Consider the following 13476-nt stretch of genomic DNA (forward strand, 5'->3'; position numbering starts at 1 on the left):
CATACGCGTTCCGCCGTAGGCGCCCAGGGCGTTGCGGTTGAGCGAGTCGAACAGGACGAACAGGACTTTCATGGGAACCTCGAGACTATTTGAGACTGCCGGAGAGCAAACCGCGAATGATGTATTTCTGGCCGACCAGAACGAAGATGAGCGCCGGGATGATCGACAAAACCGAGCCAGCGGCCATTTCCCCGAAGCGGATATCGTACTCTTGCGCGTAGCTTGAAATCGTCACCGGTACCGTTTGGGTGTTACTGGAGGTCAGGTTGGCAGCGACAATGAAATCGTTCCAGATGAAGATGAAGACCAAGACGCCAGCAGCAATCATTGCCGGGCGCATAAGTGGCAGAACGATCTGGCGAAACAGGTCGGCGTCTCGGCAGCCGTCGAGGCGTCCGGACTCAAGCAGCTCTTCCGGTATTTCGTGGATGAAACTGTACATCAGCCAAAGCGCCAATGGCAGGTGCAATACCGTTTCGGCCAGGATCAGGCCCGCCAATGTGTCGAACAAGCCCATGGACAATAGCTGGACGAACCAGATCCCGATGAACGTGATCGGCGGCAGGATGTGAAAGATCATCGCCCAGGTGAACAAGAAGAACTGCACCCAGCGACCGACCCGCAACCGGAACAATGTGAAGACGGCCATCGAGGAGATGGCAAGGACGAACCCTGTTGAAATCACCGAAACGACAATCGAATTTTTCAGGCTCGGGAGGAATTTCGAGGATTTGCCGAAAAGCAACTCCTCGAAATTGGTCCAAACCGGTGTGAAGATCACCTGACCCATTAGAATTGAAATCTGGGTCTTGAACGCGATCGACACGATCCAAGCGAAAGGTAATAGTACCAACGTGCCGTAAACGATCACGAGCACAATGCCGGCGGTGGACGCGTTGTTGGATCGTGCCATCGTTATGTCCCCGACCGCCCGATCATGTATCTCTGGAACCAGAGCGTGGCCAGCGCCAGACCGGCGACAACGCTTAGCGTAAAGAGCGACATCACCGAGCCCAACCCCACGTCGTCCTGACCGAAATAGGCCCGCTGGATCGAAAGGCTGACCACTTCGGTCGCGGTCCCGGGGCCGCCGGAGGTCAGCAGGTAGATTTCGTCAAAGACCTTGAACGACAGGATCATGCGCAGGATCAAAGTCGCGATGATGACCGGCATCATCAGTGGCAGTGTGATGTGGCGCAGGATTTGCCAGCGGTTTTGTGTATCCAGTTCCGCCGCTTCGTAGACCTCTTCCGGCAACCCCTCGCGCCCGGTCAGCAGCAACAGGAACACAAAAGGCGTCCAATGCCAGACATCGACAATGATGACTGCCCAAAGAGCTGTGTCAGGGCTGGAGATCCAGTTTTGTTTCGGCAGGCCGACCGAGGACAGGAAAAGGTTTATCGCCCCGAAATCAGCATTGTAGAGAAGGTTCCAGACCGCACCGATTACAATAGGCGGTGTCACGACGGGCAGGAGCATGACAAAGATCGCCACAACCCTGACCCAGCCTTTCATCCCCGCGACCGCCAGCGCAAGCGAAAGACCGATAATGAACTGGATGACCACGGCAAAGAACGCGAAGTAAATCGTGTTCCAAAGCCCCGGCCAATAGAACAGATCGGCGATAAACTTGCGGATGTTGCCCAGGCCTCCGAATGTTGTGACCGCCTGTCCGTCCGACCATTCCAGCTCGTGGAAGACCATCCAGAGAATCTGCAGCACCGGTAACATGGTGAAGACCACCAAAAGCGTCGCCAGCGGGCCAAGGGACACAATTTTCCAACTTCTATCGCCGATCATGTCATGCACTCTTTGGATGGGCGGTCCGATCAAGCCGCCCATGCTAGGACCATTGCGCGTTACTGCAAGGGTGGAAGGGCCCCGGTGTTGTATCCTTCGCGTACCATAACCGCGTGGATTTCCTCAGCCGCCTTGTTGAGGGCTTCGGCTGCCGTCATCTCACCCACGACGGCAAGGTTCAGGTGCAGGTCGATGATCGAGTTGATCTCGTTCCGCTCCGGAACGGCAGCATAGAACAGCGCGTTCCTGGCGTTCTGCGACGTGGCGTCGAGGAAACGATACTTTTCGGCATCGTCGAAATCAGACGCGCTGAGGCCTGTCGAGACGGGGACCGAGCCGTTTTCGACCATGGCGCGCTGACCGTCAGGGGTGTTCAGCCATTTCATGAAGGCCAAAGCAGCCTGTTTCTTTTCGTCCGGAATGTTCTTCGGTATTCCGCCGATGAAATGGCCGGTTGATGAGTAATGGTCGCCGCCCTCGACGGATGGGATCTCAGCCACGCCCACCTTTCCGGCGACAATGGATTTGGCAGGGTCCTCCAGACCTGCCCAGGCCGCGTTCACCATGATCGTGTGCGCCGAGCGGCCCGTTGCCATGAACTGGATCATTTCGGCCTGACCGGTTGTGCCTGGGTCGTCGGGGCCGACGTCATTGGCGAAGCTCAGGAAGGTTTCAAAGGCGCTGAGCGCCTCGGGGCTGTTGAACGTCACGGTATAGTCGCCCGCGGCCTCGTCGGCAAAGATCTTGCCGCCATGACTGTAGATGTACGGCATCGCGTTCCAGCCGATGTTCTGACGCGATCCACGCACGGTGAAGCCGACCCGTTCGGGCGGATTGTGAAGGGTCTTGGCATTGGCCATCAGCTCGTCCCAGGTCGTCGGCACTTCAAGGCCGGCTTCCTCGTAGAGGTCCGCACGGTAATAGAGCAGTTGGATCACGCCCGCCATCGGCAGGGCCATCAGTTTGCCCGATCCGATGGACCGGGTCTCTTCATCCCAATAGACAGACCCGCCAAAGTCGGAGATGTCGCCCCTCAGCTTATAGTCAGGGTCGATGTCGGACACGGCCTCGAGAAAGCCGCCAGCATACATTTCAATAATGCCCAGCGCGTTGATCGTCAGCAGGTCATAGACGCCTTCTTCGGCACGGACCGAGTTCCGCGATTTCTCGAGGAGCACGGGGAACGGCACAGCCTCGATATTGATCGTGTTGCCCGTTGCTTCTTCATAAGCTTCAACGGTGGCCTCAAATCCGGGGAACCAGGGGGACTGGTTGATGATTAGTTGAATATCCGCCTCTGCGAATGCCGCAGTCGGCATTCCCAACAGCAGCACAGCCGCCGCCGTGGATTTCAGAAAGTTGCGCATAATGTCCTCCTCCAAGGGTGTTAGTTCAGCCGTTTTCCGGTCTTTTCGCTGAACAGGTGAAACTGGCCCGCACGGGGCGTAACGGTGACGGCGGTGTCAATCGCAAGCGTGGTGTCCTGCGCACGATCGACAAGGGCGGCAACACGGCCCAAACTGCCGTCACAGTGAATGATTGCCTGGTGTCCGAGTGTCTCGGTCGCCACGACGGTTTCAGAGCCATCGCCGCCTGCTACAACATCCAGATGCTCCGGACGGATGCCGCAGACGACCGCTTCACCAGGAGCACCGGCAAGCGGCCCCAACTCGACCTGATCCCCACCGGGCAAGACGAGCCGGGCATCCCCGCCCTCATATTGCAAAGTGCCGGAAATCAGGTTCATCTGCGGTGCGCCGATAAACTCGGCGACGAAGAGATTATCGGGCCGGTCATAAAGATCGGTGGGTTTGCCGACCTGCTGAATGACACCCTCATTGAGCAGTACGATGCGGTCCGCCATTGTCATGGCTTCCACCTGGTCATGGGTCACGAAAATGGAGGTCGCGCCCAGCCTGCGGTGAAGCTGTTCGATTTCGACCCGCATTCGCGCGCGCAGTTTTGCGTCAAGGTTGGACAGGGGTTCGTCGAACAGAAAGACCTTCGGATCCCGGACAATGGCGCGGCCCATGGCAACCCTCTGGCGTTGGCCGCCAGACAAGGCGCGGGGCTTTCGATGAAGAAGCTCGCCAAGCCCCAGAATGTCCGCCGCTTCGTTGACGCGCCGATCGATCTCCTGCGTATCCGTGCCGCGCATCTTGAGCGCAAAGCCCATGTTCTCGGCCACGTTCATGTGCGGGTAAAGCGCGTAGTTCTGAAACACCATCGCAACGTCGCGATCGCGCGCAGGCACGTCGTTGACAACCGTGCCGTCAACGGCGATATCACCTCCGGATACCTCTTCAAGACCCGCGATCATCCGCAACAGCGTGGACTTGCCACAGCCTGAAGGCCCCAGCAGAACGACGAATTCGCCTCTCTCAATCGAAAGCGACAGGCCGGAGATGACTTCGACCTCACCGTAACGCTTCACCACTTCCCGAATTTCTACCGAACTCACCCGTTCCTCCACAGCGGGCAGCCCGCGAAATTGTTGTTTAGACATAAACGCGTTGGGCAGCTAGAAATCAAATTCATAAAATTCAGAATGGTATGAATATGACGACTGCCCCTGCTCTTCTTTCGCGCAAGCTCCATGTGTTCGCCGCCGTCTACGATACGTGCAGCACCACGGCCGCGGCCGCGTTGATCGGACTCACTCAATCGGCGGTGTCTAAAAGCATCTCGCAACTGGAAGCCGACCTGGGTGTCAAACTGTTCGAACGCACGTTGCAGGGGCTGCGGCCGATGCCGACGGCGGACGCCCTTCGGCGGCGTTGCCGGTGGATTGAACGGGAGCTTGACCTTGCCGCGTCCGAATTGCATAGCGCTGCATCGCTTGAGAACGTCGTCTTGCACATCGGGTCGGGACCAGTGTGGAACGTGAGGCTTCTGCCGGCATTTCTTCCTGGGTATTGCGCCGATAACCCGCAAGTTCGGCTCGACATCGTAACGGGATCAGGTGACTACCTTGTGCCTCGAATGATCGATGGTACGTTGGATGTCTATTTCGGTGTCCTCTCTGACGAGCTCGACCGGCCCGGATTGCATTGTGAGCGACTGCTCAGCATGGAACTGCAGGTATACGCCCGTTTCGGCCATCCGATGCTGCAGGAACCGCAACCGCCCCTGGATAGCCTCGTCAATTACCCATGGATCGGATTCTCCAGCGACAACAAGCTACAGAAAAACGTCAGCGAATGGGGGCGGAAGCTTGGTATCCCGACCCAGCTGTTTTCGCTTAGACTGATGTCTTTGGCGGCGATGATGTCGGTCGCAAAAGAGAGCGACCACCTGATTTTTGCCGTGGACGCGCTCGAGCACGAGCTCACTCGAAATGGGCTTGCCAGGGTTCCCATTCCTTTCGGGCCAGGCCAAGTTATCAGTGGGATAGCCGTCCGTTCGAGTATCGCCGAATTGCCGCCAATTGAAGATCTAATGGAACGGGCCAGAAAAGTTCGCCAAACAAAAGACGGCATTCCTTCATAGCGACCAGTCAGGTGCCTTCCGCCCCACTTTGCTGCCTCGATAAAATGCTCAACCTAGCAATCGCCCGACATATCACCTGACCTGCTCCCCGCCAGGCCAAGGGCAGGTAATGAGACACCACCCAACGCTCTTGCGCCCATCAGACCGATGCCGTGCGATCGACCGCCTTCGCGGTACGCAAGATTTATGTGCGGTCTCCGGTAACGGCAAGTAACGTTATCTGGAGGCAGCAACCATGCGGAAGCTCGGCAATATGCGCATGACGCGCCGGACGCGCGGTTTCATCCGGATACATTGCGATCCAGTGCGGATTGACAAACCGGCGGTCCGCCTTGTCGTTAAAATACAGGTCCATCCTCACCACATCCTGCGGTGTGCAGCCGGCCGCATCGAGCACCGTTTCGACATAGCCGAATGCCAGCGCGACCTGGACAGCCTTGTCCTGCGGGTAAGCGCCCGTTTCGACGTCGAGCCCGGAAATGGCGGAGCTTGCGAGCAAACCGCCCTTTAATGCGGCCGCCGGAATGGGATTCTTGTGACGCGGAACGCCGGGCGGATCGATGGAGCGAACCATCACGCACCTCCCTTCTGATGCTTGATCGGGTTGCGCAACAGTCCAAGCGGCTCGATGGCGATGCCGATGGTGCCCTGCTCCTCGCCGATCAGAACGCTTTTGTGCCCGCGCGGGAAACGGCCGGCGCCCTTTCCCGTCGTGCCGAAGGAAATGAGATCGCCCGGCTCCAGGGTGAAGTAACGGCTGGCCTCGGCAATGCAGGCCTCGACGCTGAAACGGTAATTGCCGGTGTGGTCGCGCGTGAAGACCTCCTCGTCGAGGGTTCCCACCACCGTCAGGTCATTCGGATCGGCAACCTCGTCCCGCGTCGTGATCCAGGGCCCCATGGGGCCGAACGTGTCCGTGCCCTTCGACCGGGTGTGATAGACATAATAGGCATCGGTATCGTCTGGACCGGAGCGGTTGCGCCAGCCGTAGAATTCCGGGCGCGCCATGTCCGGGTCATAGGTTACGGCGATGCTGTCTTTCTGGAACTTCAGCCCGTGCGACGTGACATCATTGTGAATGAGGTAGCCGAACACATAATCAAGCGCTTCGGCCTCGCCGATACGCTTGGCGCGCCTGCCGATCACGGCACAGACCTCTGGTTCCGGAATGACCGCTCCCCATTGCGGATCGACCACAATCGGCTTGCCGTGTCCCTGCAGCGCTGACGGCGGCTTGAGGAAAAAATTCGGCACACCGGGGTCACGGTGGGCCTTCTTCATCAGCTCCCGGTTGTTGAAGGCGACACCGAGGATCTTCGACGGGTTGGGCAGCGGCGGCGCCCAGTCGAGGTCAGCCGTTTCAAAGCCGCGAACGGCATCGACCGCTGCGGTTAGGGCAGCAAGGAGTAGCCCATCGGTTCCGCTTCGGGTGACCAGGTCCAGCATGCCGGCCGGACACGCAACACCCGCGGCCGAAGCGACGTCGGCAAGCCTTCGCGCCTTGCCATCCTTGCCTTGCAGGATGGTTACGCTGGCGCCGTGTTCATAAATGGTTCCGAACTTCATCGCCGCTCACCAGCTTTCAAGGAATGCTTCAAGCGTAACGGGCGTCGCGTCCATCAGAGGCTTTTCGACCGGAACGCCTTCGAACGCGCTAGCCTCGAAAAACCACTTCTTTGGCGCCGGGAAGCCCCAAAGCTGCGACCGGCGGGTATCGCTCAGATCCCACCGCTTCGGCGTGTGATCAACATCGATCACATTGTAGTGGCTGGTGAAGATCTCGACACGGTGACCGTCCGGATCGCGGAAATAGATGAAGAAGGCATTGCCGATCCCGTGGCGGCCGGGCGCGCGATCCATCGTGTCTGCCAGCCCGAGAGACGCCATGACGTCAGCGGCATGGATCACATTGCCGACCTCCGGCGTATGAAAGGCGAAATGGTGCAGGCGCGGACCGGCCCCATTGCCGAAAACCACGTCCTGCGTGTTGTTCTTGCGTTTCAGCCACACGCCCCACATCTCGTCTGTTCCGTCCCTGGCGGTGTATTCGGAAAGACGGAAGCCGAGGTCGGAATACCAGGCATAGGCGCCTGCCACGTCATGGCAGGCGATCTGTACATGGTCCATGAAGGCCAGCTTTCCGCCCGCATGCATGTGGAACCGCTGCATTCGCGATTCCGCCTGCTCCATGGTCGCGCAGAACTCGATCGGCACGCCGACGCCATCGGAAAGCTGCAGTGTCGGGCCCTGATAGGGCCGTTCCACGAACTCTGCCGTCTTACCGCGCGACTGGAAATAGTCCCGCGCACGTTTGAGATCGTCATTCGTGTAGGCGCGGTAGCCGATGCGACGGCACAGGCCAGGGCCTTCCGCATCCGTCTTCTCGAAAAGCAAGGAGTGGTGGCCGGTCTCCTCAAGCGCGCGCAGGCACAGGCGATCGGCGTCATGGGCGGTCACTTCGAGGCCGAGGCCCGTCTCGTAGAAATGCCGGGTCCTGTCGAGATCGCGGCTTGTCAGAACGACATGGCTGACCCGTGTCGTGTTGAATGGAGGGCTCGGATTTGGCGTCAATACGGACATCATGTGCTCCGGAACAACTGCGTTGCCGGAAATCCTAGCCGGGAATGCCGGATCGATTGACGCGCACGGTCTGTTATTTCAATCTATGAAATTAACGTATATGCGGAATCATCATGGCTTCATTCGAGAACATCAGGGCCGTCGAGCGCACCATGCTGGTTCTGCGTGAGCTCAACCGGCGCTCGATCAGCACAGTGAAGCTCTTGCACCACGAAACCGGACTGCCCTCCCCGACGCTTGTTAGGATCCTCGAAACGCTCGAGAGCTTGGGTTACGTCAAAAATGTCGGCCGGCGCGTCGGCTATACATTGACCGAAAAGATCGTCGAACTGAGCGGCGGCTTCCACGGTTTTCCGGTGATCTACAAGCGTGCCGAAAAGATCCTTTCGGACCTCACAGACCGCGTTTTATGGCCGGCGGCGCTGGCGACCCTCGATGGCGACGCCATGGTGGTTCGGCTGAGCACGATCCCACGAAGTCCGCTGTCGCACACCCATTCGACGCTGCAAAAACGACTGGAACTGCTGTCGCGGGCGCACGGACGCGCCTATCTGGCGTTTTGCCCGAAGGAGGAACGGGACCGATTGATGAAGCTGCTTGTCAAAAACGGCTACAGCCGCATGGATGCATCCGCTCTTGAGGAGCGGATGCGACCGATCCTGAACAATGTACGGCAGCGCGGCTTTGCCGTGCGCGACCATGAGATCGACCCCCAGACGGCGACCGTCGCCATGCCCGTCATGGTCGGGAAAAGGGTCGTCTCGACGGTCGGCCTGACATTCTTTCGCAGCGTCAGGTCAAGCCGCGACGAACTGGTGAAACAACTCGCCATCGCCACCCGGCAGATTGCGGCACTGGACAGTTCCGGCCACAAAGGGTCTGTGGGCGGCTGACCTGCGTCCGAAGCGGCGCGATGTTGCGCCGCCACCAAACCCGTTCACCCTTCCCGAGGCGTGACCTGGACAGTCATCTCGATCTCGATGGGCGCATCGATCGTGAGCTGATCCTGGTAAAGCGCCGCACGTGCGTGGGTGCCCTTTTCTTCGCCCAGAAGCTCCACCCAGAAATCCGAAGCGCCGTTGAGGATCTGCGGTGCGTCCTTGAAGCCCGGCTTGGCGTTGATGTAACCGATCATCTTGACAACCCGCACCAGCCGGTCGAGATCGCCGATGACGTGCTTGATCATCGAAAGGTGATTGATGGCCGTCAGGCGTGCGGACTGATAGGCATCCTCGACGGAAATTTCGCCGGCCTGTCCAGGATACGGATTGTAATCCTCGCCGTCTTCACCGACCTTGGTGCCGACGGTACCGGAGATATAGGCGATATCCCCGACCTCGACGCCGCACAGATAGTTCGCCACCGGCTTGGGTGGACGCGGAAGTTCAATTCCCATTTCGGCGAGACGTGCTTCGATCTTGGACATGCAGCCATTCCTTCTTTTTATCGAATGTTGAACGTGATGGTCTTGGCCTCGGTGACGGCGCGCAGCGTATGTTTGCCGCCCAGCCGGCCGATGCCGCTGGCTTTCCCCGGCGCTCCGCCGAACGGCAGGTGCAGTTCCCAGTAACAGCTCGGATTGTTGATATTGACGAGACCGGCTTCGATCTCCTCGCCGAACCGGAAAGCGCGCGACAGGTCGCGGGTAAAGACACCGGCGGCGAGTCCGTGCCCGGCCGAATTGGCAACGCGGATCAGGTCGTCGTCGTCCTCGCAGACAATAATCGGCGCGACCGGCCCGAAGGTTTCGGCGTTGTTCAACAATGCGTCGGCCGGCACATTGTCGATAACGGTCGGCTCGAAGAAAAGATCCGATCCGAGCTCGGGCAAGCCCTCTCCGCCGGCAACCAGCGTGCCGCCGCGGCGGACACCATCGGCCACGTGTTCGGCAATCTTCTCGACAACGGAAGGATTGTTCAGCGGCCCCATCGTCGTTGTTTCCTCAAGCGGATTGCCGACCTTGATCGCCTTGGCGCAGGCGGCGAGTTTTTCCGCCAGCGCCTCATGGATGTTGCGCGTTGTCAGGATGCGGCCCGTTGCGGCACAGACCTGGCCCGCATTGAAGAAACATCCGAAGGCCGCCGCCTCGGCGGCTCCGTCGAGATCGGCATCGTCCAGAACGATCACCGGTCCGTTGCCGCCCAGCTCCAGGAGCATCGGTTTTCCCGCGCCGCGCCGGGCGATGATTTCACCGGTGCGCGGACTGCCGGTAAAGCCGATTCCGTCGGTTCCCGGATTTGCGACGATCTCGTCACCGACCACATCGCCCGGCCCGTGGACGAGATTGACCGCGCCTTCCGGCAGCCCGGCGGCGGCGATGCACTCCATCAGCACCGAGGCACAAGCCGATGTGGTTGGCGCCGGCACCCATACGACTCCATTGCCCGCGGCAAGGCAGGGCGCCAGATACTCGACCGGAATGTTGACCGGGAAGTTCCAGGGCGTGACGACCGCGTAGACGCCACGCGCCTTGCGGAAACTGATGGCGCGAACCCCGGGGGTCTCCACCGGAATATACTCCCCTTCCATCCATTTGATCAGTTCGCCCGCTTCGCGAAACCCTGTGATGGCGGCGTCGACTTCCCCGAATGCTTCCGTCACCAGCGGCTTGCCCTGCTCGCGGGCCAGAATATCGGCGAGATCCGAGCGGCGGCGTGTCATCTCGTCTGCGACCGCGTTGCACAGGGCCGCGCGCTCCCAGGCGGTGGTGCCGGCAAGTGCCCGATGCCCCTTGCGGGCCGCTTCGATGGCCGCCTGGGCATCGACCCGGTCGCTTTTCGCCACCTGACCCAGCGTCGAATTGTCGGCCGGATTGAAAGTCTCGAACGTCTCCTGCGAGCGCGCGTCGCACCAGGCGCCGTCGATGAAGTTGCGGTAGGTCTCAATTCCCATGGTCTGTTGCCTCGGATCGGGTCTGTTGCGGATGGTCGGTGTCGTGCGGCGCTTGCGGGACACCGCGGGAAATCAGGTGACGGCAGCTCAGCGCCTGCGAAAAGGTGACTTCCTCTCCGGTCACGTCGACCATGGGAAAGCGCCCGCCATCCCGCACAAGCACCGCGATGTTCGCAACATCTCCAACGGCGATGCGGCCGAGCTCCGGACGCCCGATAATTTGTGCCGGCCTGGACGTCGTCGCCGCCAGGGCGGCGCCGAATTCGACCCCAAGCGCCAGCAGCTTGTTCATGGTCGTCAGGGCATCGTAGGCGGGACCGTCGACCGACATGCAATGGATGTCGGAACTGACAAGGTCGGGCACGAAACCGGCCTCGACCATCGTGCGACAGGTCGCGAAGCTGAAACCGCCCATGCCGTGACCGATGTCGAACAAGACGCCACGCTCCTTGGCTTTCCAGGCCGCGTCGCGAACACGTCCATCGTCAACGGGCGCGTTGGGTTCCGGACGGCAGCAATGCGTGACGATATCGCCGGGACGCAGACTGTTCAGAATGTCGACAATATGCGGCGGATCCAGGTCGACGTGACACATGAGAGGCAGACCCGCCTGTTCGGCCGCTTCCAGCCCCAGCCTGAGGGCTTCGGTGCCGTTATCGCCGGCCGCCAGCCGGCCCGCCCGCACTTTTACTCCTACGATGATGTCGGCAAACTCCCGAACCGCCTTGACACATGCCTCGACGTTGAGAAGCTTCGGATTCTCGCCCTCGCCCACCATGAGCCTGGACGAAAAACCATAGATGCCCGGGTACGAGATGTTCAGATATGCCAGGATATTGTAGGGGCTCGGGTGCTGAATGAACTCCTTGAACCCCAGGATGTTGGCGGCGCCAGCCGAGCCCGCATCGACAAAGGTCGCCGTTCCCGATCTGTGCGCCGCGATTTCAGGCCGCACACCGAGTGATGTCGCGCCCCAATAGACATGGGCGTGAATGTCCGTCAGCGCCGGAACCACGACACACCCGGAAGCATCGATCACTTCGTCGGCGGCAGGCATGTCACCGGTCGAGATTTGCGCGACGACGCCGTCCCTTATCAGGACATCGCCTCGCGATCCCTTGCCGTTTCCGTCAGCGAAAATCTCGCCGCCTGAAATCAATATGTTCCTGGCCATCTCCGGTATGTGCTCCCAGCTGCTGCGAATTGGGGTGATCCTAATTTATCGCGGCGCTGTTATCGAGGCCTTCCCTTCGTTAAAATCCGACTAGTCAGTCAATTACTAGTTACTGACTAGTCAGTCAATATTGACATCGAAATAACTTTGACCTAGGAATCGCCTCGTCTTGTGACGGCTGGCGGGCCGTCGAAACCAACAGGAGACGACACCAATGCCTAAAAGAAACATAAGAGGATTATGGGCCGGCATTCTTGTGGCTGCGGGAGCAGCCACGCTCGCTGCCTCCGTACCGCAGGCCGCACTCGCCAAGGATACTGTCCGGGTTCGTTTTGCCGAGTACAGCACGAAGACCGGGCCGTTTTTCAAGGACCTGGCCGCACAGTTCAACGCAAGCCAGGATGAAATCGAAGTGGTGGTGGAACATCTGCCCTGGCCGGAAATGCAGCAGCAGCTGATCACCGATATCTCGGCCGGCACGGCGCCGGATATCTCGCATATGGCGACCCGGTGGATGGCCGGCTTCGCTGTTGACGGGGCGCTGGCTCCGATCGACGATCTGATGTCCGAAGGCTTCGCGGAAACCTTCGTGCCCACTTTCCTGGATCTGCAGAAGATCGACGGACAGACCTGGGGCCTGCCGATCGCCGCGTCGGCCCGCGGCATGTTCTACAACAAGAAACTGCTGGAACAGGCCGGTGTCGACGTTCCCACGACATGGGAAGAGACGCTTGAGGCCGCAAAGAAGATTTCGGCGCTGAACGATGAAGTCTACGGCATCGGCGTTCAGGGTTCGGGCCTCGATACCGAGGGCTACTGGTTCTACTCCCTGTGGACCCATGGCGGCGACATCACGGACGAGAACGGACGAAGCGGATTTGCCTCGCCGGCCGCCGTCGCAGCGACGCAGAACTATATCGACCTGATCGAGGCCGGCGTGACCCAGCCGGGTGTCCTTGGTTCGAACAGGGAGGACCTTCAGAACCTCTTTACAGCCGGCAAGCTCGGTATCGTGCTTTCCGGTCCCTGGCTGAACGCGCAGCTGGCCGAAGAAGCGCCGGACCTTGAATACGGCATTGCCGAAATTCCGGTCGCCACGGACCGCGCAACCTATGGCGTGACCGACACGATCTCGATCCTGGCCGATTCCGAGGTCAAGGATTCTGCGATGAAGGTGCTGGAGTTCTTCTTCAACGACGAAAACCGGTTGGCCTTCGGCAAGAATGAGGGTTTCGTTCCGGTGCTGAAATCCATGGCGAACGAGCCATACTTCACCGAAGACCCGAACATGGCCGTCTTCCTCGACATGTCGCCGGTCGCTAAATTCGCACCGCTCGTCCCGCAATGGGAAGAGATGGCCGAGAGCCTGAAATCGGCGCTTGCCAAATCCTATTCGGGTGATGAAGATCCGGCCGCGGCACTGACATCCGCTGCGGACAAGATGAACGCCCTGCTGGACGAATAGTCCTCCGCACCACCTTCGCCCGGCAACTTGACGAGCTCAAATTGCCGGGCGGTTTTTGCAGGCGATCGAGCCTGTG

The 13476-nt window shown here is 59.8% G+C and carries 13 protein-coding genes; 3 read left to right on the plus strand and 10 right to left on the minus strand.

Features of this window, described 5'->3' with window-relative positions:
- Nucleotides 1–85 precede the first annotated feature (85 nt).
- Genes OOZ53_RS20760 through OOZ53_RS20775 form a run of 4 tightly spaced genes read right to left on the minus strand, consistent with a single transcriptional unit; the run spans nucleotide 86 to nucleotide 4261 of the window.
- Nucleotides 86–913: a carbohydrate ABC transporter permease gene (locus tag OOZ53_RS20760; RefSeq protein WP_271091650.1), complete on the minus strand. Its 828-nt coding sequence runs from the start codon at nucleotides 911–913 to the stop codon at nucleotides 86–88.
- 2 nt (nucleotides 914–915) lie between these two features.
- On the minus strand, nucleotides 916–1800 hold the full coding sequence (locus OOZ53_RS20765; RefSeq protein WP_271091651.1) for a carbohydrate ABC transporter permease: 885 nt from the start codon (nucleotides 1798–1800) through the stop codon (nucleotides 916–918).
- Nucleotides 1801–1859: 59 nt separating this feature from the next.
- Nucleotides 1860–3167 (minus strand): extracellular solute-binding protein, encoded by a 1308-nt coding sequence (locus OOZ53_RS20770; protein WP_271091652.1) that lies wholly within the window; start codon nucleotides 3165–3167, stop codon nucleotides 1860–1862.
- Between the two features lie 20 nt (nucleotides 3168–3187).
- Entirely contained in the window at nucleotides 3188–4261 is a 1074-nt protein-coding gene (locus tag OOZ53_RS20775; protein WP_271091653.1) for an ABC transporter ATP-binding protein, read from the minus strand.
- Nucleotides 4262–4359: 98 nt separating this feature from the next.
- Between OOZ53_RS20775 and OOZ53_RS20780 the strand changes: the two genes are divergently transcribed.
- A complete protein-coding gene (locus OOZ53_RS20780; protein ID WP_271091654.1) occupies nucleotides 4360–5289 on the plus strand; it encodes a LysR family transcriptional regulator in 930 nt (309 codons plus the stop codon).
- A 184-nt stretch (nucleotides 5290–5473) separates the two neighbouring features.
- On the opposite strand, the gene OOZ53_RS20785 is transcribed toward OOZ53_RS20780, so the two are convergent.
- Genes OOZ53_RS20785 through OOZ53_RS20795 form a run of 3 tightly spaced genes read right to left on the minus strand, consistent with a single transcriptional unit; the run spans nucleotide 5474 to nucleotide 7869 of the window.
- Nucleotides 5474–5863 carry a RidA family protein gene (locus tag OOZ53_RS20785; RefSeq protein WP_271091655.1) on the minus strand — a complete coding sequence of 130 codons (390 nt, stop codon included), beginning with the start codon at nucleotides 5861–5863 and terminating at the stop codon, nucleotides 5474–5476.
- Nucleotides 5863–6855: a fumarylacetoacetate hydrolase family protein gene (locus OOZ53_RS20790; protein WP_271091656.1), complete on the minus strand. Its 993-nt coding sequence runs from the start codon at nucleotides 6853–6855 to the stop codon at nucleotides 5863–5865. The genes OOZ53_RS20785 and OOZ53_RS20790 overlap by 1 nt, the downstream gene beginning before the upstream one ends.
- Nucleotides 6856–6861: 6 nt before the next feature.
- On the minus strand, nucleotides 6862–7869 hold the full coding sequence (locus tag OOZ53_RS20795; RefSeq protein WP_271091657.1) for a VOC family protein: 1008 nt from the start codon (nucleotides 7867–7869) through the stop codon (nucleotides 6862–6864).
- Nucleotides 7870–7982: 113 nt separating this feature from the next.
- Between OOZ53_RS20795 and OOZ53_RS20800 the strand changes: the two genes are divergently transcribed.
- Entirely contained in the window at nucleotides 7983–8762 is a 780-nt protein-coding gene (locus OOZ53_RS20800) for a DNA-binding transcriptional regulator (protein WP_271091658.1), read from the plus strand.
- 44 nt (nucleotides 8763–8806) lie between these two features.
- Here the strand turns inward: OOZ53_RS20800 and OOZ53_RS20805 are convergent, their stop codons facing one another.
- From OOZ53_RS20805 to OOZ53_RS20815, 3 genes are read right to left on the minus strand one after another with little or no spacing between them, the layout of a single operon-like run.
- A complete protein-coding gene (locus OOZ53_RS20805; RefSeq protein ID WP_271091659.1) occupies nucleotides 8807–9295 on the minus strand; it encodes a RidA family protein in 489 nt (162 codons plus the stop codon).
- A gap of 17 nt (nucleotides 9296–9312) precedes the next feature.
- Nucleotides 9313–10761, minus strand: a complete 1449-nt coding sequence (locus tag OOZ53_RS20810) for an aldehyde dehydrogenase family protein (RefSeq protein ID WP_271091660.1) — start codon at nucleotides 10759–10761, stop codon at nucleotides 9313–9315.
- On the minus strand, nucleotides 10751–11935 hold the full coding sequence (locus OOZ53_RS20815; protein ID WP_271091661.1) for an amidohydrolase/deacetylase family metallohydrolase: 1185 nt from the start codon (nucleotides 11933–11935) through the stop codon (nucleotides 10751–10753). The genes OOZ53_RS20810 and OOZ53_RS20815 overlap by 11 nt, the downstream gene beginning before the upstream one ends.
- Nucleotides 11936–12149: 214 nt before the next feature.
- Here OOZ53_RS20815 and OOZ53_RS20820 point away from each other — a divergent pair, with 214 nt between their 5' ends.
- Nucleotides 12150–13400: an ABC transporter substrate-binding protein gene (locus tag OOZ53_RS20820; RefSeq protein WP_271091662.1), complete on the plus strand. Its 1251-nt coding sequence runs from the start codon at nucleotides 12150–12152 to the stop codon at nucleotides 13398–13400.
- The last annotated feature ends 76 nt before the right edge of the window (nucleotides 13401–13476 follow it).

The sequence above is a fragment of the Allohoeflea poritis genome (assembly GCF_027889715.1).
In the GTDB taxonomy this organism is placed as follows: Bacteria; Pseudomonadota; Alphaproteobacteria; order Rhizobiales; family Rhizobiaceae; genus Hoeflea_A; species Hoeflea_A poritis.